This window comes from Sphingobium sp. YBL2 (genome assembly GCF_000943805.1).
Taxonomy (GTDB): Bacteria; Pseudomonadota; Alphaproteobacteria; order Sphingomonadales; family Sphingomonadaceae; genus Sphingobium; species Sphingobium fuliginis.
This window is the reverse complement of the sequence record NZ_CP010954.1, coordinates 1,986,876-2,013,401: the sequence shown is the minus strand read 5'-3', so window position 1 is coordinate 2,013,401 and position 26,526 is coordinate 1,986,876. Positions and strand designations below refer to the sequence as shown.

Here is a 26,526-nt window from a genome sequence, read left to right as displayed (position 1 = left end):
AAGAGAAGTGAAGCCCCCTTCGACTGCCTGCAAGGCAGGCGCTCAGGACAGGCTTCGACAAGCTCAGGGCGAACGGAGGCAGAGGTAGGAAATCAAGCTGAAACGCGCGCTCCCCGGATCGCGAACCCCTTTTCACGCCATCGAGGAATTCGTCCGATGCGCCTCTCCCGTTTCTTCATCGACCGGCCGATCTTTGCCGCCGTGATCGCGGTGATCATCACCGTGGTCGGCGCGATCGCCTTTGTCGGTCTGCCCGTTTCGCAATATCCGGACATCGTGCCGCCCACGGTCACGGTGTCCGCCCAATATCCCGGCGCATCCGCCGAAACCGTCGCGTCCACCGTCGCCGCGCCGATCGAGCAGGAGATCAACGGCGTCGACGACATGCTCTACCAGAGCAGCCAGTCGACCGGCGACGGCAAGGTCACGATCACCGTCACCTTCAAGGTCGGCACCGATCTGGACGCCGCGCAGGTGCTGGTCCAGAACCGCGTCGCCGTCGCCATCCCGCGCCTGCCCGAAGAGGTGCAGCGGCTGGGCGTCGTCACGCGCAAGACGACCCCGGAATTCCTGATGGTCGTGAACCTCCAGTCGCCGGACGGGACGTTCGACCGCGATTATATCTCCAACTATGCGCTGACGCAGGTGCGCGACCGGCTGGCGCGGCTGGACGGCGTGGGCGACGTGCAGCTTTTCGGATCGCGCGACTATGCGATGCGCATCTGGATCGACCCCGACCGCGCCGCCGCGCTCAACCTGACCGCGGGCGAGATCGTGCAGGCCCTGCGCGCCCAGAATGTGCAGGTGTCCGCCGGTTCCATCGGCCAGCCCCCTTATGATCGCGGTGAAGCCTTCCAGCTTGGCGTCGAGATGCAGGGCCGCCTGACCGAGCCGCAGCAGTTTGCGGACATCGTCATCCGCACCGATGCGGACGGCCGTCAGGTCCGGGTGGGCGACGTCGCCCGCGTCGAACTGGGCGCGCAGGATTATGGCATCAACACCTATCTGTCGAACAAGCCCACCGTCGTCATCGCGACGATGCAGCGCCCCGGCTCCAACGCGCTGGACGCGGCGGAGAAGGTGAAGGCGGAGATGGAGCAGCTTTCCAAGCGCTTCCCCAAGGGGCTGGAATATAGCGTCATCTACAATCCGACCGAATTCATCGCCCAGTCCATCGACGCCGTCTATCACACGCTGTTCGAAGCGGTGATCCTGGTCGTGCTCGTCATTCTGGTCTTCCTCCAGAACTGGCGCGCGGCGGTCATCCCGATCATCGCCATTCCGGTCTCGCTGATCGGCACGGCGGCGATCCTGGCGGGGCTGGGCTATTCGCTGAACAATCTGTCGCTGTTCGGGCTGGTGCTGGCCATCGGCATCGTCGTCGACGACGCCATCGTCGTGGTCGAGAATGTCGAGCGCAATATCGAGCATGGCATGTCGCCGCTGGAGGCCGCCCGCGTGTCCATGGATGAGGTGTCCACGGCGCTGATCGCCATCGTCCTCGTCCTGTGTGCGGTGTTCGTGCCGACTTTGTTCATCACCGGCATTTCGGGCGCTTTCTACCAGCAGTTCGCCGTCACCATTTCGACCGCGACGATCATTTCGCTGATCCTCTCGCTCACTCTGTCTCCGGCGGCGGCGGCGCTGTTGCTGAAGTCGAAGCCCCATGCCCAAAATGGCGGGCATGATCTGGACAATGCGCCGCGCTGGCGCCGGTTGGCCGGGCAGGCGGCCGACCGCTTCAATCGCGGCTTCGACCGGCTGAGCGCTGGCTATGCCCGCCTCACCCGCTTCCTCGTCGCGCGGCCCAAGAAGATGCTGCTGACCTATTCGGGGCTGATCGCCGCCACCATCGCCCTGTTCTGGGTGACGCCCGGCGGCTTCATCCCCGCGCAGGATCAGGGCTATTTCCTGGCCGTGGTGCAGTTGCCCTCCGGCGCTTCGCTGGAACGCACCGACAAGGTGACGCGGGAGGTCGCGGCGAGAATCCTGCCGGTAAAGGGCCTACGCGGCGCGGTGATGTTCGCCGGTTTCCATGGCCCTTCGCAGACGCAGGCGCCCAACAGCGCCGCCATCTACTTCCCGTTCAAGACCTTCGCCGAGCGTCGGCAAGAAGGCGTCACCTATGCCGGGATCATGGAGCAGGCGAACAAGGCCGTCGCCGGTTATGACAAGGCCCGCATCCTGCTCGTGCCGCCGCCGCTCATCCAGGGCATCGGTTCGGCGGGCGGATACCGCCTGATGGTGCAGGATCGTGAGGATCATGGCTATGCCGGGCTGAACAAGGTCGCCCAGGACTTCATCGCCAAGGCGAACCAGACGCCCGGACTCAACATGGTCTATACGCTGTTCGATGTCGGCACGCCCCGCGTCTATGCCGATGTGGACCGGCGCAAGGCCGACCTGCTGGGCGTGCCGCCGGAGCGCGTGTTCGAAGCGATGCAGGTCTATCTGGGCTCCGCCTTCGTCAACGACTTCAACCTGCTGGGGCGCACCTATCGCGTGACCGCGCAGGCCGATGCCGACCATCGCGGCACGGTGGCGGACATTGCCAATCTGAAGACCCGGTCGAACAGCGGGCAGATGGTGCCCATCGGTTCCGTCTCGACCTTCAGGGACAAGACCGGCCCCTATCGCGTGGTGCGCTACAACCTGCTGCCGGCGGTGGAGATCGACGGCGATACCGCGCCCGGATACAGTTCGGGCCAGTCGCTGACGACGATGGAGAAGCTGGCCGATTCCACCCTGCCCGCCGGTTATGGCAAGGAATGGACGGGCGTCGCCTATCAGCAGGTGATCGCCGGCAATACGGCGGGCGTCGTCTTCGCCATGGCGGTGTTCTTCGTCTTCCTGGTGCTGGCGGCGCAATATGAAAGCCTGACGCTGCCGCTGTCGATCATCCTGATCGTGCCGATGTGCCTGTTCGCGGCCATGCTGGGCGTGAACCTGCGGGGCATGGACAATAATATCCTAACGCAGATCGGGCTGGTCGTGCTGATCGCCCTGGCGGCGAAGAACGCGATCCTGGTGGTCGAGTTCGCCAAGCAGGCCGAAGAGGAACAGGGACTTTCGCCGGTGGATGCCGCCGTTCAGGCAGCGCAGACCCGTCTGCGTCCGATCCTGATGACCAGCTTCGCCTTCATCCTGGGCGCGGTGCCGCTGGTGATCGCGAGCGGGGCGGGCGCGGAGCTGCGGCAGGCTTTGGGCACGGCCGTCTTCTTCGGGATGACCGGCGTGACGGCTTTCGGCCTGCTCTTCACCCCCACTTTCTATGTCGTGTGCCGCGCATTGGGCGACCGCTTTTCCCGCAAGGGCAAGGGTCAGGCCCCCGCCGCGCTGCAACCCGCCGAATAAGGAACGGCATGATGATCAAGACACTCCTCCCCCTTCTGCTCGGCGCGTCGGCCCTGACCGCTTGCGCCGCAGGGCCGGACTATAAGGCCCCGGCTACCCCGACCGCTGCTGCCGGGGCCTTTATCGGCGCGGCCAGTCCGGCGGCCAGCACAGCAGTCAGCACGGCGCAGGCCGACGAGCATTGGTGGCGGCTCTACAGCGATCCGATGCTGGACGGGCTGGTGCAGGACGCGCTGAAGGCCAATAGCGACATCCGCGTGGCCGTCGCCCGGCTGGAAAAGGCCCGCGCCCAGTTGCGCGGCGCCCGTTCCGACAGGCTGCCGCAGACGACCCTGAGCGGTTCGCCCAGCTATGGCCGGGCGTCGGCCGCGCAGACGCTGCCGGGGGCCGACCGCGAGAACTGGACCGTCGATGCGGGGTTGAACGTCGCCTATGAGGTCGACCTGTTCGGGCGGGTGAAGCGCAGCATCGAGGCGGCGAAGGGCGACGTCAACGCCGCCGCGGCCGACGCCGACGCGGTGCGCGTGGCGGTGGTCGCGGACACGGTGCGCGCCTATGTCGACGCGACCAGTTCGGCGGAGCGGATCGCCGTGGCGCGGCAGACGGTGGCGCTGCTCGACAACAGCATCCGCATCACCAATGCGCGGTTCGAGGTGGGCCGGTCGGACCGGCTGGACGTGATCCGCGTGACGGCGCTGCGCGACCAGCAGGCGGCGATCATCCCCAGCCTGATCGCGGACCGGGACAGCGCGCTGTTCCGGCTGGCGACGCTGACGGGGCGGACGCCGCAGGAGCTGCCCGCGCCGGTGCAGGACCAGAAGACGACGCCCGGCCTCAGCCAGCCCATACCGGTGGGGGACGGGCGCGCCCTGCTGGCCCGGCGTCCGGACGTGCGGGCCGCCGAGCAGCGGTTGGCCGCCGACACGGCGCGGATCGGGGTGGCGACGGCGGACCTTTATCCGCGCATCACGCTGGGCGGATCGATCGGCACGACGGCGGTGGGCGGCGGCGATATTTTCGGCGGCGGGCCGTTCCGCTGGCTGCTGGGGCCGCTGATCAACTGGGCCTTCCCCAATCAGGAGGCCAATCGCGCCCGGATCGCAGCCGCCAGGGCCGATGCCGACGGGTCGCTCGCGGCGTTCGACGGCACGGTGCTGCAGGCGCTGGAGGAAACCGAGACGGCGCTGTCCGTCTATGCCCATGCGCTGGAGCGCCGCGATACGCTGAAGGCCGCGCGGGAGGCCGCCGGGCGGGCGGCCCGCATCAGCCTTGCCCGGCAGCGGGAGGGGCAGATCGATTTCCTGACCGTGCTGGACGCGCAGCGGACGCTGGCGGCGGCGGAGAGCGATCTGGCGACGGCGAACCGGGTGGTGGCCTTCGCCCAGGTCGACCTGTTCAGGGCGCTGGGCGGCGGCTGGACCAGCAGTTGAGCCCGCAGCGCGGCGGCGGTCAGAAGCGCGCCGAAACGCGCCCATAATAAAAGCCGCCGCTCAGCCCGAACGGCGCGAAATTGCCGTAGGCGCCCGATCCGTCATAGGCGATCACGCCATGGCGGTCGGGATAGACGTCGAACAGATTGTTCGCGCCGACCGACAGCGTCAGCCGATCGCTGATGTCATAGCCGACATCGAGGTCCGCGATCCATTTCGCGCCGAAGCGCCGGTCGCCGGTCGCGACATTGCTCGATTCCACATAGCGGCCGAAGCGGGTCAGCCGCGCCAGCGCATGCAGGCGGCCCAGCGACCAGTCGTTCGTCAGCACCAGCTTCGTGCGCGGGGTCGCGGCGACGAGGTCGCGCTGCGCCTGGCGCCCGAACAGGGTGACGTTGAGCGAGGCGAGTTCCGGCGGCGTGTCGACGACATGGGTGATTTTCGTGCGGTTATAGCTATAGGCCGCGTTCAGGCGGAAACTGCCGAGCGCGCCGGTGCGCAGCGTATATTCCGTCACGACGTCGATGCCGCGCGTGCGGGTGTCGATGGCGTTGGCGAAGAATTGGGCGCTGTCGACATCGTCGATGCCGTTGGCGACCAGGATGGCGCGGATGGCCGCCCCTCCATTGGCCGCCGTGCCGAGGAATTCGGTCTTGACGATGCGGTCGTCCACCGCGATCTGATAGGCGTCGACGGTGAGGCGGAACGGGCCGCGCTCAAAGGACAGGCCGGCCGTATAGTTGAGCGACTTTTCCGGCTTGAGCGGGGTGGCGCCCAGCGCCTGCGCGGCGATGCTGCCGACCGGCAGGAATTTCGATGTGGTGCTGACCCGGTTATTGCCGATGATCGTCGCCGTGTTCTGCGTGGTCGAAAAGCCGCCCTGCGCCAGCGAGGGAGCGCGGAAGCCGGTGTTGACGCCGCCACGGACGGCAAGGCCGGGCGCGAATTCGTAACGGGTCGAGAATTTGCCCGACACCGTGTCGCCCGCGCTGTCGTCATAATGTTCGAAGCGCCCGGCGACGCCGACGAACCAGCCGGGCGTCAGGTCGGTCGACAGGTCGACATAGGCGGCGATGTTGTTGCGGCTGAGCGTCGCCTCGTCCGCCGGAGAGGTTCCGGTGAAGGAAACCAGTCCCGGCGATGGCGACCGCCCGCCATAGGCGTTGCCGAAGGGCGTTCCGTCGGCGGGGATCACATAGCCGCCGTCGCGATAGCTGTCCGGCTCCCCCGCGCGGTTGCGGAACTTCTCCCAGCGATGCTCGAACCCGATGGCCACGTCGAGCGGACGGGCCGTGCCGATGTCGTAGCCGCGGGTGAATTCCAGATTGTTGACCCAGAGGTCCTGTATCTGCTTGCCCATGAAGAAGCTTGTCGGGCTGGACGGGCCGAGCGAAGGGTTGAGGGTGCCTTCGGCGCCCAGCTTCACATGGTCGCGCCCATAGCTGGTGGAGAGGTCGAACGACCAGCCTGCCGTCAGATCGCCGCGCAGGCCGATGGCGGATTGCCAGTCCCATTCCTTGATGCGCCGGCGCGCCTGGAAGCCGGAGGGATAGAGGCCGGGAAGGGATGTCTTGCCCTGCACATTCGCCTGCCCGCCATAGCCGGTGGTCGCCGGGAAGATCGCGCCGCGCTTGTCATCGATGTCGCGATAGCTGAGGGTGGAAAAGCTGTAGGCGGTCAGCGCGCCGAGGGGCAGTTCGGCATTGACCGATCCGTTGACGATCTTGTCCCGGTTGGACCGGCCATAGCCGCCCGCGATCAGATGATCGGCATGGGTTTCGCGCGGGTCCGGGGCGCCGTTCACGAAAGGATAGACATAGGGCACGGGTTCGGCGGAGCTGTCGGCGCGGTCGTGATACTTCCCCTCCACGGCGATGCGGACGAAGCCGTCGCCGCTGATGCGGGTGCCGTAGCTTAGCCCCTGCTGCACCAGTGCGCCGCCCTTTTCGTAAAGCTGCCCGGCGGTGGCTGAGAAGGAGCCGCCCTCCGGCGCGTCGTCCAGCAGGATGTTGATGACGCCGGAAATCGCGTCCGACCCATATTGGGCGGCGGCGCCGTCGCGCAGCACCTCGATCCGGCCCACGGCGTTGGTGGGGATGAGGTCGATGTCGACCGGGGTGGAACCGCCCGATATGCGCGAAAGGTTATTGATGAGCGCGGTCGTGTGCCGCCGCTTTCCATTGACCAGCACCAGCAGATAATCGCCCGATAGGCCCCGGATGGAGATGGGGCGCACGCTGGCCGAGGTGCCGCCGCCGCCCAGCGCCGGCATGGTGAGGGAGGGGATGATGTTGCCCAGCACTTCCTTGAGGCCCGTGCGGCCGGTGGCCTGCAATTCCTGGGGACTGATGACATCGATGGGCACGGGGCTGTCCGCCACCGTCCGTCCCCCGCCCCGGCGCGTGCCGGTGACGACGATGGCCGATCCGGCGGCTTCCGCATCGTCGGCGGCGGCAAGCTCCTGCGCGGCGGCGAAGGATGGAAGGACGGCGCCGGAAAGTGCGGCGCCGGCGAGAAGCAGGCTTTTCATCGGAGATCCTTCGAAATGAAAAAAGAGGGCGTCAGTCCCGCCGGGCCAGGGTCGTGGCGTTGAAGGACGGGTCATAGGCGCCGCGAATGTCGGGCAGCGCGGGGATGATGCCGGCGCGGCGGTAACGGGCAAAGATTTCGGCCTGTTCGCGAACCAGAGCATCGTTTATCGGTTCCGCCGTGCCGATATAGGCGGTGATGGAGAAGCGGGCGACCTTGAAGGGCAGGCCGGTCTCCTGCGCCAGCGTCCGGGCGAAGGCGTCGGGATGCGCCGCCGCCCAGCGCCGCGCCCGGCTCAGCCGCGCCAGGAAATCGGCCAGTATCGGCCGCTTGCCGTGGATCGCGGACTCCGATGCCGCAAAGAAACCCGTCTGGGCGGGAAAGCCGCTGGCATCGGCCAGCACCCGGTCGCCATTTTCCATGACCGCGATGCCGACATAGCTGCCCCAGGTCGACCAGGCGTCGATCGCGCCGCTTTCCAGCGCCGCTTTGGCCGCGCCGTTGTCGAGATAGGTCCAGCGGACATCGGACGACGCAAGGCCCGCTTGTTCGATCAGGCGGAGCGCCAGATCCTGCCCGGCCGAACCGCGCACGGTGGCAAGCTTGCGCCCCTTGAGCTGCGCCACGGACCGGACCGGCGAGTCCTTCGGCACGACGATGGCGGAGGCGCGGCCAACGCCGGGGCCCTGCGGACGATAGGCGAAGACCGCCTTGATCTTCGCGCCGCCGGCATAGGCGAAGGCGAAGGGCGGAGCGCCGACGCCCCCCACATCGATCGCGCCCGCCGCCAGCGCCTCCAGCAAGGGAGAGGCTGCCGGAAACTGCGCCCATTCGATCCGGTAGGGCAGATCGTCCAGTTCGCCGGCGGCGCGCATCAACGCCTGCGCGCCGCCGCGCTGATCCCCGATCTTCAGGACGGGGCGGCCCGGATCGCCCCCGCCATGCGGGCGGAGCGAGGCGAAGCCGATGGCGGCGAGCGCGATCAGGGCGAAGAGGACGATCCAGGGAAGAAGAACCCTGCGCCGGGAGAGGATGGTGCGCGTCATGGCGTCTCCGGGACCGGCGGCGGCGGCAGCCGCAACCGGCCCGCCAAGGATCAGAGGTTCGCGTAGAGCGGTTCGTCCGCGATCAGGATGCGTTCCAGCACGCGCGGGAAATCGCCATAGTTGCGCACGGCATAGTGAACCGCCGCCCGATTGTCCCAGAAGGCGACCGAGTTGGGACGCCAGGAAAAGCGGACCTGATATTCGGGCCGCTTATATTGCCGGACGATCTCCTCCAGCAATTCGCGGCTCTCCGCCAGTTCCACGCCCAATATCTGCGGCCGCTGGGTATAGTTGACCCAGAGGATCTTCTGCCCGGTTTCGCGATGGGTGCGCACGACGGGATGCGCGACGATGGGATAGTCGTGCCCGGCGCCGACCAGAGCTTCCCGGAAGTCATGGGTGACGTGCAGCCCCTCCAGCCGCGCCTTGACGTCGTCCGACAGCCCTTCATAGGCGAGATGCGCGTCGACCCAGATGGTGTCCCCGCCGACATCGGGGAGGGTGACGGCGCGCAGCACGGCGCCCCAGGTCGGCACCAGCCGCCAGCTCGTGTCGCTGTGATAGGCGTCGCCCGGCCTTACGTCCCGATGGATGCGCTTTTCATATCGGGCCGCGTCGGCCGCCGCGATCTTGTGGATGGGCGCGATCCTGGAATCGGCGGTGGTGCTGGGATGGGTGTAGAGCGGGCCGAAGGCCGCGGCGAAGGCGGCATGCTGTTCATTGGTCAGCGGCTGGTCGCGGAAGAACACGACCTTGTAGCGCAACAGGGCGGCGCGGATCGCGTCGCGCTGTCCGGGGGAAAGCGGCCTGCTGAGATCGACGCCGTCGATTTCGGCGCCGATGGTCGGTTGCAGGGGGCGGATGCCGATGATCCCATCGGCGCGGTCCAGAATATCTGCTGCTGCGGAGGACATATCATCACCTTTCAAGGTCGCCGGACGATTTCCGTGCAGGACCATTGCTAAGGGATGGATGCGCCATCGGGTTATGATGATTGGTCGGCATGCTTTGAATATCCGAATATTATTGGCAATACTCATCCATGTGGAAATACGGGTCCTTCAATATCATTGCCTTGACGCAACAATTCATCGGCCCTCCTATTCCAATCATTCATGGTTCTTCGGGCAGAGAAAATAACTGTTCGCCGTCCGAAGCCTGTAGATCGGAACGGAAGGAGCGTCGCCACATCCGGTCGGGATCGTGGCAATTGCCGGAATAACGGAGATCGCGCCGATGGATTATGTGACGATCGATTTCGAAGCGAGCTGCCTTCCCCGTCATGGCCGGTCCTTTCCCATCGAGGTCGGAATAGCCGATGCGAAAGGCGCCCGGTCCTGGCTGATCCGTCCCCTGACCGACTGGCGCGCATGGGACTGGACGCGGGAAGCGCTGGACCTGCACGGCATAAGCCCGGAGCAGCTGGAGCAGGAGGGCATGCCGGCCGATCGGGTCTTCGCCGAACTCGACCGGGCGGTCGGCGGACGGCGCCTTGTCGCGGACAGCGGCATCGACGCCTATTGGTGGGATATGCTGGCGAAGGCCGCCGGCCGGGAAAGCGCCCGTCCGATCGAGCATGTCTCCGCCGTGCTCGACGCGCTGGCGGTGACGAGCGAGGACATATTCGCGGCGCAGCGGCATGCGGACCGGCTTTGCCCGGCCCGCCATCGCGCGGCGAACGATGCGCTGTGGCTGTGGACAGTGTTGGCGAAGCTGGAACCGCGCGCCGGGGAGTTGCCGCATCCGGCATATTTGCCGTCGCTGCCCAATTACGAGCCGCGCTCAATGGTTTTGCAGAATCGATAAATGGGCGACCATTATGCGTTGGTCGGCCGATGGGCGGAATAATAGACCGGTCCGCGCCAATCATTGAGCGAGAACCGATCATGTCCCAGCACCGTCATATCAAGCTCGGCTTCATCCTGCACGGCGTCGGCCGCACCTGGAACGACTGGCGGCACCCGGGCCGCGACGTCAATGCCAGCACCAGCCTGGCCTTTTACCAGAAGCAGGCGGCCACCGCCGAACGCGGCAAGTTCGATTTCCTCTTCGTCGCGGACAGCCTGTCGATCACGGAGAAGTCCAGTCCGCATTATCTCAACCGCTTCGAGCCGATCACCATCCTGTCCGCGCTGGCGGCGACCACATCCCGCATCGGGCTGGTGGGGACGCTGACGGTCAGCTATTCCGAGCCGTTCAACGTCGCGCGCCAGTTCGCCTCGCTCGACCATCTGAGCGGCGGCCGGGCGGGATGGAACATCGTGACGTCCTGGCTGGGCGATACCGCCGCCAATTTCAGCAAGACCGAGCATCCGCCCCATGCCGTGCGCTACCGCATCGCCGGGGAATATCTGGACGTGGTCCAGGGCCTGTGGGACAGCTGGGAGGAGGACGCCCATGTCGCGGACAAGGAAAGCGGCCAGTTCGTCGATCCGGAGCGGCTCCACCGGCTGGACCACAAGGGCGAGTTCTTCCAGGTGCGCGGGCCGCTCAACATCAAGCGGACGCCGCAGGGCCAGCCGGTCATCTTCCAGGCGGGCGCTTCGGACGACGGGCGCAATTTCGCGGCGAAGCGGGCGGAGGTCATCTTCACCCATGCCGAGGACGAGAAGGCGGGCCGGGCCTATTATGCCGATGTGAAGGCGCGGGCCAAGGGTTTCGGCCGCGATCCGCACCAACTGTTCATCCTGCCGGGAATCGCCCCGATCGTCGGAGAGACGGACGAGGATGCGGAGGCGCGTTATCGCGAACTGGCGTCGCTGGAATCGATCGATACCGGCCTTGGCTTCCTGTCGCGGACCTTCAACGACCATGATTTCCGCCAATATGATCTGGACGCGCCCTTCCCGGACGTCGAGCATATCGGCATCAATAGCCAGCAGAGCGCGACGTTGCGGATATTGGCATTGGTGCGCGCCGAAAAGCTGACCCTGCGGCAAGTGGCCGAAAGGCTGGCGACGCCGCGCGGCGCCTTCGTCGGGTCGCCCGAGACCGTTGCCGACCGGTTGCAGCAATGGTTCGAAAGCGGCGCCGCCGACGGCTTCGTCGTGTTCGAGCCGCTGCCCGGACAGCTCGACCTGTTCGTCGACAGGGTGATCCCGATCCTGCAGGCGCGCGGGCTGTTCCGCACCGAATATGAAGGCACCACCTTCCGCGAACATCTGGGCCTTGCCCAGCCGGACAATCGCTACAGCAGCAAAGCGGCCGAAAAGAGCGCCGCCTGATCGCCCGCGGGCCGACCGCAGGCCGGGCTTTGACGGAGGGGAGCGGCAAGGTCGCTCCCCCTTGCCGCCGGTCGGATCGCGAACCGGAACGGGATCGATCGTCCGGAAATCGCCCTATATTCCGCACCGTTCCATCTATGACGAAAACTCGATTGCCTCAATAATCTACCGATATAGTAGATAATTCAGCGCAGGGACGGGGCCGAAGCCATGTCCCGCCCGCGCGGATCATGCGACAAATCATAAGCAGGGGGACTTCATGCATTCGGTGAAAATCTGGGCCGGGGCCGGCGTGGCCCTGGCGGCGGTGGCGCTTGCCCAAGGCGCGCAGGCGCAGCCCGCCGACAATGCGGCGGCGGCGGCCGCGAGTGAACGCGACGCGATCATCGTCACGGGTACGCGCCGGACGGATCGCACGGTCAGCGAATCCGCCGTGCCGGTGGACGTCTTCAGCGCCGGCGACCTGGCATCGCAGGCGACCAGCGACATCAAGGCCGCGATCAAGAATCTGGTTCCCTCCTTCAACCTTCAGCGCAATGCGCTGTTCGACGGATCGGCCTTCGTCCGGCCGCCGACGTTGCGCGGCCTGCCGCCGGACGAGACGCTGGTGCTGATCAACGGCAAGCGCGTCCACCGTTCCGCGCTGGTGCAGGTGAGCGGCGGGTCGCTCGCCGCCGGGTCGCAGAGCGCCGACCTGTCGCAGATTCCCGGCGCGGCGGTCCAGAGGGTCGAGGTGTTGCGCGACGGCGCCGCCGCCCAATATGGATCGGACGCGATTGCCGGCGTCATCAACTTCGCGCTCAAGAGCAATGCGGAAGGGCTGAGCCTCAACGCACGCTATGGCGAATATTATGAGGGCGACGGGCGCGACATCCAGTTGTCGGGCAATTGGGGATTGAAGCTGGGCAATGAAGGCGGCTTCATCAACCTGACCGGCGAATATATCAACGCCCATGACACCAATCGCGCCGTACAGCGTCCGGACGCGGTGGTTCTGGAAACGCTGGGCTATGACGTCAAGCAGCCGGTGACGAGGTTCGGCAGTCCCGACACCGAAGCCTATCGCTTCTTCGTCAACGCAGAACTGCCGCTGGGCGACGACGCGCTCTATTTCTTCGGCAATTACGGCTATTCGGATCAGGTCATCGACTTCAACTATCGGCGTCCGATCGCCGTGACGACGACAGGGCCGGCCGGCAGCCCCTTCACCTTCGGCAAGTCGATTTCGCTCTATTATCTCGACCGCAATGCGGATGGGACATGGAATGCCGATGGGCGGACCTGGAATGACGCCAATATCTTTCCCAATGGCTTCACGCCGCGGTTCCGCAGCACCAATACGGACATTTCCGCTGTCGGCGGCTATAAGGGCGAAATCGGCGGACTGCATTATGACGCCAGCATCGGTTACGGCCAGAACCGGATCAAATATTATATCAGCGACACGTTCAACCCGTCGCTGGGGCCGGATTCACCGACCGACTTCTATGACGGGTCGCTGGAGCAGCGCGAGCTGAACGCCAATCTGGACCTTAGCTATCCGCTGGAGATCGGCCTTGCCAGCCCACTCAACATTGCGGGCGGCTTCGAATATCGGCGCGAGAGCTTCCTGATCGGCGCGGGCGACGCGGCGTCCTATACGCAGGGCATCTATGCGTCCCAGACGGTGCGGCGCGCCGACGGTTCGACCTTCCTCGTCACGCATCCGGTCGGCTCCAACGGCTTTCCCGGCTATGGCCCGACATCGATCGTCGACCGGTCGCGCGCCAGCCAGGCGGCCTATCTGGACCTGGAGGTGGACGTGACGCCGCGCTTCACCCTGGGCGGGGCGGTGCGTTACGAACATTATGACGACTTTGGCGGCACCACCAATGTGAAGGCGACGGCGCGTTATGCGTTCAGCGACGCCATCGCGTTGCGCGGGGCGGCCAGCACCGGCTTCCGCGCGCCCACGCCGGGGCAGCTTTACCTGCGCAACCTTCAGACCTCCTTCATCGGTACCAATCCGGTGCCGGTGCAGATCGCCACATTGTCGCCCGAAGACGCCGCCGCCAGATATTATGGCGCGACCGCATTGAAGCCCGAGGAGTCGGTCAATTTCAGCGGCGGTCTTGTCCTGACGCCCACACCGTCCTTCACCATCACGGCGGACTATTATAATATCAAGGTGACGAACCGCATCGGACTGACCAGTCGGGTTTCGGTGACGGATGCGGATCGGGTGCAACTGGCCGCGCTGGGCGTGGTCGATCCCAATTCGCTGGGCGCGGTCCAATATTTCACCAATGGTTTCGGCACCCGGACCCAGGGCGTGGACTTTGTAGCGAATTATCGGGCGAATACGGGCTGGGGCAAGTTGGGATCGTCGCTGGCGGTCAATTACAACCGTACGAAGCTCAGCTATCGCCGGACCATCACCTTGCCGGGCGGACGGTCCCTGCAACTGATCGACGACGAGCGCAAGCGCGACATCGAGACGCTGCTGCCCCGCTGGCGCGGCGTGTTCACCCAGACGGCGGAGGCAGGACCGGTCGATGTCGTCGCCCGCGCCAATTATTTCGGCAAGTTCACCAATAACCAGCTTGCCTCCAATGGCGGGAACAAGACTTTCGGCGCGGAAGTCTCCTTCGATCTGGAGGTCGGCGTGAAAGTCGCGGACAAGTTCCGGATCGCCGTGGGCGGGGAGAATATCTTCGACAATTATCCCGACCGCGAGACCCGGCTGCTCTATCCTTCCACCGGCGCTCCGGCGAGCGGGTTCGTCTATCCCGACGCCTCGCCGCTCGGCGTGCTGGGCGGCTTCTGGTATCTCCGTGTCTCGGCGGAGCTTTAAGGGCGTGGCGTCGCTCGACCGGCGCGCCCTGCTCCGGTCGCTGGGCGGCGCCACGCTCGCGGCGGCGCTTCCCGCTCCGGTCGTTGGTGCGACCCGGACGGACGGGGTGGGGAGCGTCGTTATCCTGGGCGCGGGCATCGCCGGGCTGGTCGCCGCAAGGGAACTGGAGCAACGCGGCGTCGACGTCACCGTGCTGGAGGCGCGCGAGCGCGTCGGCGGGCGGGTGTGGACGCTGCGCGGCGGCGACAGCTTTACCGACACAGACGGGACGACGCAGCGGGTCGGCTTTGGCGACGGGCTGTACCTGAATGCGGGCGCGGCGCGGATTCCCAGCCATCATGACGGCGTTCTGGGCCTCTGCAGGGACCTGCATGTGCCGCTGGAGGTGCTGGTGAACAGCAGCCGCAGCGCCTTCATCGCGGATGCGGACGGGCCGCTGCGGCTGCGGCAGGCGGCGAACGACCTGCGCGGGCATCTGTCCGCCCTGCTGGAAAAGGGACTGCGCGCCGGGTCGTTCGACCAGACGATCGATGCGCCGACGCGCAAGGCGCTGGAAAGCTTCCTCACCGGCTATGGCGACCTTGCGGCGGACGGCCATTATGGCGGCAGCGCGCGGTCGGGGCTGGCGCGCCCGCCGGGCGCGTTCGACGAGGTGCAGCAGGCGGTGGCGCCGCGAACGCTCGACCAGTTGCTCGCCAATCCCAATCTGGCGGGCCTGCTGTTCGAGGAAGAGATCTACATGCAGGCGACCATGCTGGCGCCCGTCGGCGGCATGGACCGGATTCCCCGCGCGCTGGCCGCATCGCTGCGCAGGCCCGTCGTCACCGGGGCGGACATAGTGGAGGTCAGGCGGGCCGGCGCGGGCGTCGGCATCGTCTGGCGCGATGCGAAGGGCGGCGCGCAGGTCGTGCGGGCCGACCGCGCCATCATCACCCTGCCCCTGCCGGTGCTGGCGGGCATCAAGGGCGATTTCAGCGCGCCAGTGAAGCGGGCGATAGCCGCCGCTCATTATCAGGATACGGTCAAGGTCGCCTTCCAGAGCCGTCCCTTCTGGGAAGAGCAGCAGGTTTATGGCGGCCTGTCCTTCGTCGGCGGCGAAACCTCCGTCATCTGGTATCCGTCCGACCGTTTCCAGCAGCCGCAGGCGGTCCTGCTCGCCGCCTATATGGCATTGGACGCGGCGAAGAGCTTTGCCGCGCGGCCGATCCCGGAGCAGATCGCGCTGGCCCGCGCCGCAGTCGATCGCATCCATCCCGGCCATGGCGCGGACCTGCAATCCCCGGTCGTCGTCAACTGGCGCAAGACGCCCCATAATCTGGGGCCCTGGCTGGACTGGCATGCGGACGGCAACAGCCTGGACGATTTTCGCCTGCTCAACCAGCCCGATGGCCCTTTCCTGTTCGCGGGCAGCCATTTGTCCCAATATTCGGGCCATTGGCAGGAAGGCGCGGTGCTTTCCGCCCGGCGCGCCGCCGATACTCTGGTACCGTTACCCGCAAACGTCACCCCCCGTCACGCCTGAAAGAAGGAGTTTCCATCATGTCCCATCCCCTCATCCGTCCCCTCGCCGCGCTGGGCCTGCTGGTCGGCGGCGCCGGCAGCGCCCACGCCGCGTCGGAGGTCGTCCGGCATGGCGCCGAGGGCCCATCGCCCATATTGACCGGCGTGACCGTGCCCGCCGGGGCGGAGACGCTCTATCTGAGCGGGCAGGTGCCGCCCGTGGCCGACAAGGCGGCCGACCCCACGACACCCGCCGCCTATGGCGACACGCGGACGCAGACGGTCGGCATCTTCCGCAAGATCGAGGCGCTGCTGGCGGCACAGGGTTATGGCCTGCAGGACGTGGTCAAGCTGACCGTCTTTCTGGTGGGCGATCCCAAGCTGGGCGGAAAGCAGGATTTCAAGGGATTTTCCGAAGGCTACGCCCAGTTCTTCGGCACGGCGGCGCAGCCCAACAAGGTCGCCCGGTCGACGGTGCAGGTCGCCGCTCTCGCCAATCCGGGCTTTCTGGTCGAGATCGAGGCGGTCGCCGTCAAGGCGAAATAAGCGGTTCCGTTCAGAAGCTTCAAACAGCCTATGAGAAGGCCTCGTTGGTCACTGTCCCACCGCCTGGTCTAGACTTTTCCCATATTCGGAGGATTTGGACATGGCGGACACGGCGCAGCGGCAATTGCATCTTGGCGCGATATTGGAAGGGGTCGGGGCGGATCATGTCAGTTGGCTCGACCCCGAGCTGCCGGGCGACGCCAGCATCGACATCGACTGGTATATCGACAATGCCCGGGCGGCGGAGGCGGCGAAGTTCGACCTGGTCTTCATCGTGGATTCGCCCTTCATCACGCCCGATACCGCGCCGCATTTCCTGAACCGGCTGGAGCCGCTGACCCTGCTGTCGGCGGTGGCGGCGTCGACGTCGCGCATCGGGCTGGTGGGCACGCTCACCACCTCTTACTGGGAGCCCTATAATGTCGCGCGGCAATTCGGGTCGCTCGACCAGATCAGCCGGGGCCGGGCCGGATGGAATGTCGTCACCACCGGGCTGGAGGGCGCCGCCCGCAATTATGGGCGGGAGGAGCATTTCGACCACAAGCTGCGCTATGCCCGCGCCCGCGAATTCGTCGATGTGGTGCAGGGCCTGTGGGACAGTTATGAGGACGACGCCTTCCCCCGCGACCGCGAGGCGGGCATTTTCCTGGACAAGGCCAAGCAGCACCGGCTGGACCACAAGGGCGCGCATTTTTCGGTCGCCGGGCCGCTGGCGCTCAGCCGGTCGCCGCAGGGACAGCCGGTGATCTTCCAGGCGGGGGACAGCAATGAGGGCCGCAACCTGGGCGCGGCCATTGCCGAGGGCACCTTCACCAGCGCGGAGGATTTCGAGACCGGGCGGGCCTATTATGCGGACATCAAGGCGCGGGCGGCGGCGCTGGGGCGCAATCCCGACCTGATCAAGGTGCTGCCCGGACTGGCGCCGATCATCGCAGAGACCGACGAAGAGGCGCAGGCCATCGCCGCGGCCGCGCAGGAAGCGCTCGACGTCGGCAAGCTGCTGGTGCAGATCGGGCGGGCGTTCAACTATCACGACTTTTCCCGCTACGATCTGGACGCGCCCTTCCCCGACCTGAGCGGCGTCACGCTGAACAGCTACAAGGGCCATGCCGAACGGATCATCCGCGTGGCGCGGGAGGAAGGACTGACGCTGCGCCAGGCGGCCTATCGCTTCGGCCAGTGGCGGACGGACTTCGTGGGATCGCCCGAGACCATAGCGGACGAAATCGAGCGCTGGTTCACCGGGCGCGCCGCCGACGGTTTCCTGCTGCGAGTGACGCGGCCCAAGGATTTCAGGCTGTTCCGGGAGCGGGTCGTGCCGATCCTGCAGGCGCGCGGATTGTTCCGCGACGATTATGCGCACCGCACCTTGCGCGGACATCTGGGCCTGCCGGTTCCGGAAAACCGGCATGCGCGGGAACAGCACGCGATCGCCGCGGAATGACGGAGGAAGGGATCGACCTTCAGGCCGACGTGCTGATCATTGGCGGCGGCATGGCTGCCTGCTGGGCGGCGATCGCCGCGGCGCAGGCGGGCGCCGACGTGCTGCTAGTCGACAAGGGATTCGTCGGCACCAGCGGCGTCACGGCGACGGGCGGCCCCAATCACTGGTGGGTCGCCCCCGAACCCGGCAAGCGCGAAGCCGCCGTCGAGGAACGCCATGCGCGCAGCTTCGGACTGGCCGAGCGGCACTGGATGGCGCGCATCATCGAGGAAAGCTGGATCGCCCTGCCCACGCTCGCCCGCTATTATCCCTTTGGCGGCGACGGCAGGGGCGGCACCTTCTATCCCGGCGTGCGCGGCCCGGAATATATGCGCGCCCTGCGGCGCTACGCGACCGATGCGGGGGTCCGTATCCTCGACCATCATCCGGCGCTGGAACTGCTGGTGCATGACGACGGATCGGTCGCGGGCGCGGCCGGGCATGGGCGCCTGACGGGGCAATCATGGCGGGCCCGGGCGGGCGCCGTGATCATGGCGACGGGCGGATGCGCCTTCCGTTCCGGGCTGATCGGCAGCCATGGCAATACCGGCGACGGGCTGCTGATGGCGGCGGAGGCGGGCGCCGCGCTGTCCGGCATGGAATTTTCCGTTTCCTATTCCCTCTCCCCCGCGTGGAACTCGACACGCACCCTGCCCTATTTCGCCGCGCGCTTCTTCGACCAAGACGGCCGGGAACTGGACATTCCGCCGCCCATAGGCGGGGAAGGCGCGCATCTGAGGGCACTGGCGAGCGCCATGCTGGCCGGGCCGGTCATCGCCGACCTCAGCGATGCGCCGGACGGGTTGAAGCCGATATTGCGGCGCATCCAGCCCGCCTCCCCCACGCCGTTCGAGCGGCGCGGGCTGGATATTTTCCGGGACCGGTTCGAGATCAAGCTGTTCGGGGAAGGCACGGTGCGGGGGACCGGCGGGTTGCAGGTCGTGGACGCGCATTGCCAGACGAGCCTGTCCGGACTCTATGCCGCCGGCGACAGCGCGACCCGGGAACTGGTCGCCGGGGCGACGAGCGGCGGCGGCGCGCAAAATGCCGCCTGGGCGCTGACCTCCGGCCGGATCGCCGGTGCGGCCGCGGCGGCACGGGCGAAGCGCGACGGGCGGCGTCTGGGCGCGGCGGCGCGGGCCGTCGGCCAGGCGGGGTTGCGCCCGGCCGCTTCCCCGCGCCCGGTCGATCTGAAGGCGGTCCTGCCGGTCGTTCAGCATGCCACCATCGGTTATGACGACGCCCTTTGGCGCAGCGCGCCCAAGCTGGCGCGGGCGCGTGACGCGCTGGACGGCGCGTGGCGCTTGCTGGCCGATCATGGCCAGGGCGTGGGGCTGGACAGGGTCGGGCTGCGCGAACATGCCGCGATGATCGCCGCTGCGCGCTGGGTGACCGCGGCCGCCCATAGACGCGACGAGAGCCGGGGCATGCATATGCGTGCGGACCGCCCCGCGACGGACGCCGCGCTTGCCAGCCGCCTGCTGACCGGCGGCACCGACAAGGTCTGGACCCGTTTCGAAACCCCCGCCTTGCAGGAAGCCGCCGCATGATCGCCCATATCTTCGAAGACCGGTGCACCGCCTGCCAGGCATGCGTTTCGGCCTGCCCCACCCATGTGCTGGATGCCGGGCCTGATGGCGCGCCCCGGATCGCGCGGCTGGACCAATGCCAGACCTGTTTCCTGTGCGAGCTTCATTGCGAAGCCGACGCGATCTATGTCGGTCCGGACCAGAGGCAGGCCGAAGCGATCTCGCCAGAGGCGATCCTGGCGTCCGGGCATCTGGGGCGGCTGCGCCACGACCATGGCTGGGACCGGGAGCCGGAGCCGGGCAGCACCGGCCATTTGCATGACTTCTGGCAGCTGGGCCCGCTGCTGCGCGAAGGCGCCGAGATCGCGGCGCGCCGCTATGCCGAACGCCATGCGTCCGACAGGGCGTGAATGACGGACAGGGCGGGGAGCGATGCCGGCGCATGAGCCGGTTCTGCCGCTGTGAAACGATCGATCCATGACGCCTGAGGAGGCGGGCCGTCCCCTCGCCTTCCCCGCATTGGCCATGGGAAAGGCGAGGCGTTCCGTCAGCCGATATGCTGGTCCACATGGTGGAGGACGGTTTCCGCTTCGGGGCGGTCGAGCCAGTCGGGGCTGACCTGCAACCAGCGCAGCACGCGCCCCGCGCCGACGAGCAGGAAAGCGGGCTGGGGCAGTTCCCAACTGCCCGTGCCCGTCACTTCACCGATCCAGCCGGCCGGCGGCGGCGAGGGACGGTGATCGGGCTGGAAACTGATGTTCAGCAGCCGCGCCAGCGCGTTATCCGCGTCGGTTGCGACGAGAAAGGGCAGATCGTGCCGCGTCTTGACCTCCCGCAGCAGCAACGGCGGTTGCGGGCTCAACGCCACGAGCGGAATGCCGCGCTGGCGAAGGCCGGGGAACAGCGCATCGGCATAATAGGGCAAGGCGATATTGCAGGCCGGACAACCGGCATAGCGGAAGAAGAGGAACAGCGCGGCGCCGCCTGAGGTCAGTTCGTCCAGGCCGAGGGTATCGCCCCCCACCTCCACGAAGGACAGAGGCGGCAGCGCGGTGCCCGGCTGGGCCACGGCGGCGGGATCGAAACGGTCCAGCAACTGCTTGCGTTGCCGGGCATTGCCCTCAAGCTGGGCCGGGGGCCAGCTCCTCTCCCGCTCCGCCTGCAAAGCGGCATAGCGAGCCTTGAGCGTTTCGTTGACTGTCGTGGCCATGATGATCTCCTTCGCCGTGCACCTCCCCCATTTTGGCGGCGACCGGCGACCGCCACCAATGAGACTTGCCCGGTCAATCACGAAGAATGATCATAGATCGGTTGTATTCGAGGGCCCCGAGCCGGCGAACGGGCCGGTTTTCGTGAGAATTTCCCGGTGGGGTGGGCCTGTGCCGGCATGGAGATCGAAGCTGGCCATCGCAGACGGGCCCAGGCTCAGGACCCATTACTGGCGGGTTCTGAGCCTAGGTGACGCCCCGCTGTTCGCCGCCCTCGCCGCTCGCCGGCGTGATCCCGGCGGCCAGGGCGAGCTGAAGCAGTTCGGTCAGGCTGTTCGCGTTCAGCCGATTCATCACCTGGGCGCGGTGCAGTTCGACCGTCCGGGGGCTGATGCCGAGCTTCTGGCCGATGATCTTGTTGGTCCCGCCGTCGACCAGGCCGACCAGCACCTCGCGTTCGCGGGGCGTCAGTCGCGCGATGCGGGCGCTGGCGTTTTCGTCCCGCGTTGGCGCCCGCGCCGAAGCCTGGCACTCCGCAATGGCGCCGGCAAGGCTGGCGCGCATCGACGCCTCGTCTCCGGCAAGGATGTAGTCGACGGCGCCCGCCTTCATCGCGGAAACCGCGCACGTCACATCCGCACCCGCCATATCCAGCGCGATGGTGGGTATCGTGATCGCCCGCGCCCTGAGCTCGCGTGGCACGGACAGCCCCTCGTCCCGCCCCTTGCGCAGGTCCAGGAGCACGCAGCCCGGCGAGAGGACGGGCGCCATGTCGAGAAAGGCGGAACCGCTGTCGAACGTCCGTCCGCGATAACCCAGCGCGCGAACCAGCGCGCTCAGCTTGCGGGCCTCGGCCGCCTTGCCGCTCACCACATAGACATGGCGGACATCGTCCTGGGTAAGGTCTTCGGTGATCCCGCCGATCCGGGTCACAGCGCCCGCCTCGTCGAAAATCGGAAAGCTGGTGTCCCGAAGCCAGCGCATGGCGCCATCGCGGGGCCGCACGATCCGGTATTCGAACTGCACGACGTCTCCGGCCTTCACGGCGGCGAGGGCGTGGCCGACCTGCGGGCGATCCTCCGGGTGCACGTCCTTCATCCATTCGGCGAAGTCGCTCGCCGCCTCCTGGCAGGGCACGCCCCAGATCCGCTCATAGGCGGCGCTCCGGTAGATGATCGCGCCGGCGACCGGATCGCCGATCCAGATCAGGTTGCTGCTATGCGCGGCGAAGCTGCGGAATTGCGCCTCGCTCGCGCGGATCGCGGCCTCCGCCCGCCGCTGCGCCGTCACGTCGATCGCGGCGCCGATGAACCCGACCGCGCGCCCGTCGGCGAAGCTGGTGCGGCCGGAGGTGGCGATGCGGCGCGTGATGCCGTCTTCTTTCCCGATCACGCGATATTCGACATTATAGCTGCCGTCGCCACGGGGATCGACGCAGCGCGCGATCGCATCGCGGACCGGCTGGCGATCGTCGGGATGAATGCCGGCTTCGAACAGCGTCATGTCGACCGGCGTATCGGCAGGCAGGCCCCACATCGCCCTTAGCCGCTCGTCCCACTCCAGCGATCCGGTGTCCGGGTTCCACGAGTAGATGCCGATGCCCACCAGTTCTGTCGCCGCCCTCAGACGGGCTTCGCTACTGCGAAGGGCGTCCGCGAACCGCCGCCATTCGCTGGTGTCGCGCGCCGGCCCGTCGTCGTCTGAACAGAGCGCTTCATTGCCTTCCCGGGCGGCCGTTGGTCGTAACTCTTGCACCACGGCGCCGGCTCTCCTCAAACGCTTGCCGCCCAGTCGGCAAAAGCCGCTGACCGGGGAAGGTTCCCTAGGGATCGCCCTTATGGGTTGCGGGCGGGGCGAGCCCCAGATGGGCGCCATCCAACCAAGGAGACCGGCATGAAAGCCCTAGTCTGGCACGGCAAGGAGGACATCCGATATGATACCGTATCCGATCCTTCGATCGAAAACCCCCGCGACGCCATAATCAAGGTTACAAGCTGCGCGATTTGCGGTTCCGACCTTCACCTTTTCCACAATCTGATCCCTGCCATGCTGCCCGGCGACATCATGGGCCATGAGACGATGGGCGAAGTCGTCGAAGTGGGCAGCGCGGCCAAGGATTCGCTCAAGAAAGGCGACCGCGTCGTCATACCCTTCACGATCCAGTGCGGTGAATGCGACCAGTGCCGGCGCGGCAACTTCTCGGTCTGTCAGCGGACGAACCGGAAGGGCGGACTGGGCGACAAGGCCTTCGGCCACAGGACGGCGGGGCTGTTCGGATACACCCACCTGACCGGGGGCTATCCGGGCGGTCAGGCCGAATATCTGCGCGTGCCGTTCGCGGACACCACGCACATCAAGGTGCCCGACGGGATCGAGGACGAGAAGCTCCTCTTCCTTTCCGACATCCTGCCGACGGGATGGCAGGCCGCCGTTCAGGCCGACATCCAGCCGGGCGATACGGTGGCGGTCTGGGGCTGCGGCCCGGTCGGCCAGATGACGATCCGATCGGCCATCCTGCTGGGCGCCGAGCAGGTGATCGGCATCGATCACCTTCCCGAACGCCTGTCCATGGCCGCGGCGGCGGGCGCCATCACCATCAACTTCGAGGAGGAAAGCGTCGTCGAGCGGCTGAACGAGCTTACCGGCGGAGAGGGGCCGCACAAGTGCATCGACGCCGTCGGCACCGAGAGCCATGTCAATCTGGGCCAGCCGGACACGCTGATCGACCGCGCCAAGCAGATGCTGATGGTGGAGAACGACCGGCCGCATGTGCTGCGCGAGATGATCTATGTCTGCCGGCCTGCCGGCGTCATCTCGATCATCGGGGTCTATCTTGGCCTGGTCGACAAGATTCCGATGGGGCAAGCCATGAACAAGGGCCTGACCTTCCGCATGGCGCAGGCGCACGTCCCGCGCTGGACGGGCGATCTCCTCCGCCGGATCGAGGACGGCCAGATCGACCCCTCGTTCGTCATCACCCACAAGGTCGACCTGTCCCAAGGTCCCGAGATGTACGCCACGTTCCGCGACAAGGCGGATGGCTGCATCAAGGTCATGCTCCAACCCTGAAGGAAGCACCCATGCCTCTCACCAATCTCACCGGTATCGCGCGCTCCGACGGGGACCCCCGCGTCGAGCAGAAGGGTCCAAGTTCGATGAGCAGTGCCGACCGGCTGGCGCGCGCGCTCGGCTGGTTCTCCATCGGCCTGGGCATCACCGAACTGGTGGCGCCCGGGCGCATCGCCCGCGCGCTGGGCCTTGACGACAAGGAAGGCCTGATCCGCGCCTATGGCGTGCGCGAACTGGCCAGCGCGATCCCGACGCTGTCGGTGGACAAGCCGCTGGGGCTTGCAGCCCGGATCGGCGGCGACGCGCTCGACCTGGCCACCCTGGCAACCGGCTTGCACCGCGACAATCCCAAGCGCGGCAATGCCGCGATCGCCATCGCCCTGGTGGCGGGAATCACCCTGCTCGACATCATCGCCTATACGGGCGTCAAGGCTGTGCACCGCCGCGACCCACATTCCGGGGAGCGGGACTATTCCGATCGGTCGGGCCTTCCGCGGGGACCGCAGGCCTCACGCGGGCTTGCCCGCGAGGACTTCGACATTCCGCCGGATTATCGGGCGGAGGGCCAGACGGCGGACGCTGTTCCTCACCTGGTCGCCTAGCGTCGCCAATCCCCGGCCCGGCGAAGGCGTTCGCCGGCGACAGCGCCGCCAGCTCCGCCGGACAGCGGAGCCCGGCCGCAATTTGAATGAATGAGGGATGATCATGGATCGAACCGGCAAAATCCTTATCGTCGTGACCAATGTCGACCAATATGATCGAGTGGGGTTCAGGACCGGCCTCTGGCTTGGGGAGCTAACCCATTTCTGGGATGCGGTCGAGGAGCACGGCTTCCAAAGCGAGATTGCGAGCCCGTCGGGCGGCTGGGTCCCGCTCGATCCCCAGGGGCTGATGATGCCCGAAATGGGGCACAACAGCCGCCTTGGCGGCGGCGTCACCCGCCATTATCGTGACAGGCAGTTCATGGACCGCCTCAACCACAGCCTGCCGCTTGGCGAGGTCAGCGTCGCGGACTATGACGCCATCTATCTGGCGGGCGGCCATGGCACGATGTGGGACTTCCGCTCGCCCGAGCTTGGCCGCCTCCTTGCCGAATTCCACGACAGCGGGAAGATCGTATCCGCCGTCTGCCATGGCCCGGTGGGGTTCATGGAGGCAAGGCTGGGCGACGGCCGTTGGCTTGTGCAGGACAGGGACCTGACCGCCTTCTCCTGGGCCGAGGAACAGGCCGACAATCGCGAAGACATCGTGCCGTTCAACCTGGAGGAAGAATTGAAGGCGCGCGGCGCGCGCTACACCAAGGCTGTCTTGCCGTTCGGCAAGCATGTCGTGGAGGACGGGCGGCTGATCACCGGCCAGAACCCGGCGAGCGCGCGCGGCGTCGGCGAAGCGGTCGCCCAGGCCCTGCGGAAGTCCGCGCCACCGGTTCACCGGGATGCCGCCGCCATATAAGGGTCGAGGAGCCGAGAGACCGCGCCGGTAGGAACCGGACTGCCGACCGGGCGCAGATCCCCGGCTGCCCGATTGCGCCTGTTGAGGGTAGGACATGATCATCGAACAGATATTCGGCGCGGCGTTGATCCTGCTGTTCCTCGCCGACATCTTCCTGACCGTGCTCTATGCGCGGGCGGGCACCGGGCTGCTCGCGCCCCACTGGAACCGTGGGATGTGGGCGCTGCTCCACGGTATCGCCGGGCTGTTGGGCAGGCGTCGCGGCACGATGCTCTCATTCGCCGGCCCGCTCATCGTCGTTTCGCTGATAGGCTTTTGGGCGGTCGGCCTTTCGCTGGGCGCTGCGCTCGTGATCCGGCCGGAACTCGGCACCGCGATCCGGCCGTCCAGCGGCGAGTCCCCGACCGACTTCGTGACAGCGCTTCTGGTCGCGGGGAACAGTCTGTCGATCGTCGGGGGCGGCGATTATTCGCCGCACACGACCGGCACGCGCCTGCTCTTCCTCATAAATTCGCTGATCGGCGCGTCGGTGCTGTCACTGGTGCTGAGCTATCTCGTCCAGGTCTATTCCGGCCTGCGCGAACGCAATGTCCTGGCGCTCGCGGTTGACCTGATGACCGACGGAACCGGCGATGCGGCGGTGATGCTGGCGCGGCTCATGCCGGAAGGCGAGGCGAGCAACGCGGCCAGCGAACTGGGCAATCTCGCCCGATCGCTCGCCGCGACCAAGGAGGCGCACCATTTCTATCCGCTGCTGTTCTACTTCCGCTTCGAGGAGCCGCTCTACGCCGTGTCGCGGTTGACCTTCGTCCTGCTCGACGCGGCTACCCTGATCGAAACCGCGCTGGATTCGCGGCGCCATGGCGCTGCGGCGGCCTTCGCCCCGGCCGCCTCGATGCGACGCGGCGCCCGGCTGCTGCTGGAGACGCTGGATTCGAACTTCCCGACCGCCGACGTCCGCAGCGATGCCGCCGCCGAGGTCCAGCGCCTCCGCCAAAGCTATCTGCATGCGACCCGGACGCTCAGAAACGCCGGGATCGCGGTGAAGGCGGACGGCATCGAGGCATATGTCGCGGCGCGGCAGGAATGGGAACCGCTGGTCCGGCGCGTTGCTCCGACCCTGGGCTATGCCATGCCCGAGATCGACCGGCGGCCCGCGCGAACTGAGACAGGCGCCGCATATTGACGCTTGCGATTTGGGCTGCCGACCGCAATTCTGCGGTGAAGATTGGAGGCAGTCGTTGTTAGGATCAGAGGCACCCATGGGAAACGCCAATGGTCGCCCAAAAGGACAGGTAGCGCAAAAGATATTGGTGCGTCCGA

At 66.8% G+C, this 26,526-nt stretch carries 19 protein-coding genes; 14 read left to right on the top strand and 5 right to left on the bottom strand.

The genetic code is table 11. The features are described from left to right. Positions 1 to 156 precede the first annotated feature (156 nt). Both TZ53_RS09210 and TZ53_RS09205 read left to right on the top strand, forming a co-directional pair. On the top strand, positions 157 to 3,354 hold the full coding sequence (locus TZ53_RS09210) for an efflux RND transporter permease subunit (RefSeq protein WP_044661086.1): 3,198 nt from the start codon (positions 157 to 159) through the stop codon (positions 3,352 to 3,354). A gap of 8 nt (positions 3,355 to 3,362) precedes the next feature. Continuing rightward, positions 3,363 to 4,784: an efflux transporter outer membrane subunit gene (locus TZ53_RS09205; protein ID WP_373278218.1), complete on the top strand. Its 1,422-nt coding sequence runs from the start codon at positions 3,363 to 3,365 to the stop codon at positions 4,782 to 4,784. A gap of 19 nt (positions 4,785 to 4,803) precedes the next feature. Here TZ53_RS09205 and TZ53_RS09200 read toward each other — a convergent pair whose 3' ends face one another. The 3 genes from TZ53_RS09200 to TZ53_RS09190 are packed head-to-tail and all read right to left on the bottom strand — an operon-like array spanning position 4,804 to position 9,273. After that, positions 4,804 to 7,314 (bottom strand): TonB-dependent receptor plug domain-containing protein, encoded by a 2,511-nt coding sequence (locus TZ53_RS09200; protein ID WP_044661085.1) that lies wholly within the window; start codon positions 7,312 to 7,314, stop codon positions 4,804 to 4,806. Positions 7,315 to 7,345: 31 nt separating this feature from the next. Continuing rightward, positions 7,346 to 8,359 carry an ABC transporter substrate-binding protein gene (locus TZ53_RS09195; RefSeq protein WP_044661084.1) on the bottom strand — a complete coding sequence of 338 codons (1,014 nt, stop codon included), beginning with the start codon at positions 8,357 to 8,359 and terminating at the stop codon, positions 7,346 to 7,348. 50 nt (positions 8,360 to 8,409) lie between these two features. Beyond that, positions 8,410 to 9,273 carry a TauD/TfdA dioxygenase family protein gene (locus TZ53_RS09190; protein ID WP_044661083.1) on the bottom strand — a complete coding sequence of 288 codons (864 nt, stop codon included), beginning with the start codon at positions 9,271 to 9,273 and terminating at the stop codon, positions 8,410 to 8,412. A gap of 322 nt (positions 9,274 to 9,595) precedes the next feature. Here TZ53_RS09190 and TZ53_RS09185 point away from each other — a divergent pair, with 322 nt between their 5' ends. The 8 genes from TZ53_RS09185 to TZ53_RS09150 all read left to right on the top strand — a co-directional run bounded on the left by TZ53_RS09185 (position 9,596) and on the right by TZ53_RS09150 (position 19,884). Continuing rightward, positions 9,596 to 10,165 (top strand): 3'-5' exonuclease, encoded by a 570-nt coding sequence (locus tag TZ53_RS09185; protein ID WP_025547992.1) that lies wholly within the window; start codon positions 9,596 to 9,598, stop codon positions 10,163 to 10,165. 80 nt (positions 10,166 to 10,245) lie between these two features. Beyond that, complete coding sequence (locus TZ53_RS09180; RefSeq protein ID WP_044661082.1) at positions 10,246 to 11,583, top strand: LLM class flavin-dependent oxidoreductase; 1,338 nt, start codon at positions 10,246 to 10,248, stop codon at positions 11,581 to 11,583. Between the two features lie 259 nt (positions 11,584 to 11,842). Beyond that, on the top strand, positions 11,843 to 14,416 hold the full coding sequence (locus tag TZ53_RS09175; protein WP_025547994.1) for a TonB-dependent receptor plug domain-containing protein: 2,574 nt from the start codon (positions 11,843 to 11,845) through the stop codon (positions 14,414 to 14,416). A gap of 4 nt (positions 14,417 to 14,420) precedes the next feature. After that, positions 14,421 to 15,938 carry a flavin monoamine oxidase family protein gene (locus TZ53_RS09170; protein ID WP_052628176.1) on the top strand — a complete coding sequence of 506 codons (1,518 nt, stop codon included), beginning with the start codon at positions 14,421 to 14,423 and terminating at the stop codon, positions 15,936 to 15,938. Positions 15,939 to 15,955: 17 nt separating this feature from the next. After that, entirely contained in the window at positions 15,956 to 16,462 is a 507-nt protein-coding gene (locus TZ53_RS09165; RefSeq protein WP_025547998.1) for a RidA family protein, read from the top strand. A 100-nt stretch (positions 16,463 to 16,562) separates the two neighbouring features. Next, a complete protein-coding gene (locus tag TZ53_RS09160) occupies positions 16,563 to 17,906 on the top strand; it encodes an LLM class flavin-dependent oxidoreductase (RefSeq protein WP_025548000.1) in 1,344 nt (447 codons plus the stop codon). Beyond that, a complete protein-coding gene (locus tag TZ53_RS09155; RefSeq protein ID WP_025548001.1) occupies positions 17,903 to 19,495 on the top strand; it encodes an FAD-dependent oxidoreductase in 1,593 nt (530 codons plus the stop codon). Before TZ53_RS09160 ends, TZ53_RS09155 begins: the two co-directional genes overlap by 4 nt. Next, positions 19,492 to 19,884, top strand: a complete 393-nt coding sequence (locus TZ53_RS09150; protein ID WP_044661080.1) for a 4Fe-4S dicluster domain-containing protein — start codon at positions 19,492 to 19,494, stop codon at positions 19,882 to 19,884. The genes TZ53_RS09155 and TZ53_RS09150 overlap by 4 nt, the downstream gene beginning before the upstream one ends. A 137-nt stretch (positions 19,885 to 20,021) precedes the next feature. On the opposite strand, the gene TZ53_RS09145 is transcribed toward TZ53_RS09150, so the two are convergent. Both TZ53_RS09145 and TZ53_RS25655 read right to left on the bottom strand, forming a co-directional pair. Further along, complete coding sequence (locus TZ53_RS09145) at positions 20,022 to 20,684, bottom strand: peroxiredoxin-like family protein (RefSeq protein ID WP_025548003.1); 663 nt, start codon at positions 20,682 to 20,684, stop codon at positions 20,022 to 20,024. A gap of 244 nt (positions 20,685 to 20,928) precedes the next feature. Then, positions 20,929 to 22,440: a PAS domain-containing protein gene (locus TZ53_RS25655; RefSeq protein ID WP_172668310.1), complete on the bottom strand. Its 1,512-nt coding sequence runs from the start codon at positions 22,438 to 22,440 to the stop codon at positions 20,929 to 20,931. Positions 22,441 to 22,575: 135 nt separating this feature from the next. Between TZ53_RS25655 and TZ53_RS09135 the strand changes: the two genes are divergently transcribed. From TZ53_RS09135 to TZ53_RS09120, 4 genes are all read left to right on the top strand, one after another. After that, complete coding sequence (locus tag TZ53_RS09135) at positions 22,576 to 23,751, top strand: zinc-dependent alcohol dehydrogenase (protein WP_025548007.1); 1,176 nt, start codon at positions 22,576 to 22,578, stop codon at positions 23,749 to 23,751. 11 nt (positions 23,752 to 23,762) lie between these two features. Then, entirely contained in the window at positions 23,763 to 24,353 is a 591-nt protein-coding gene (locus TZ53_RS09130; RefSeq protein ID WP_025548008.1) for a hypothetical protein, read from the top strand. A 103-nt stretch (positions 24,354 to 24,456) separates the two neighbouring features. Further along, entirely contained in the window at positions 24,457 to 25,203 is a 747-nt protein-coding gene (locus TZ53_RS09125; protein WP_025548010.1) for a type 1 glutamine amidotransferase domain-containing protein, read from the top strand. A 94-nt stretch (positions 25,204 to 25,297) separates the two neighbouring features. Further along, positions 25,298 to 26,389 carry a potassium channel family protein gene (locus tag TZ53_RS09120; protein WP_044661079.1) on the top strand — a complete coding sequence of 364 codons (1,092 nt, stop codon included), beginning with the start codon at positions 25,298 to 25,300 and terminating at the stop codon, positions 26,387 to 26,389. Positions 26,390 to 26,526 lie beyond the last annotated feature (137 nt).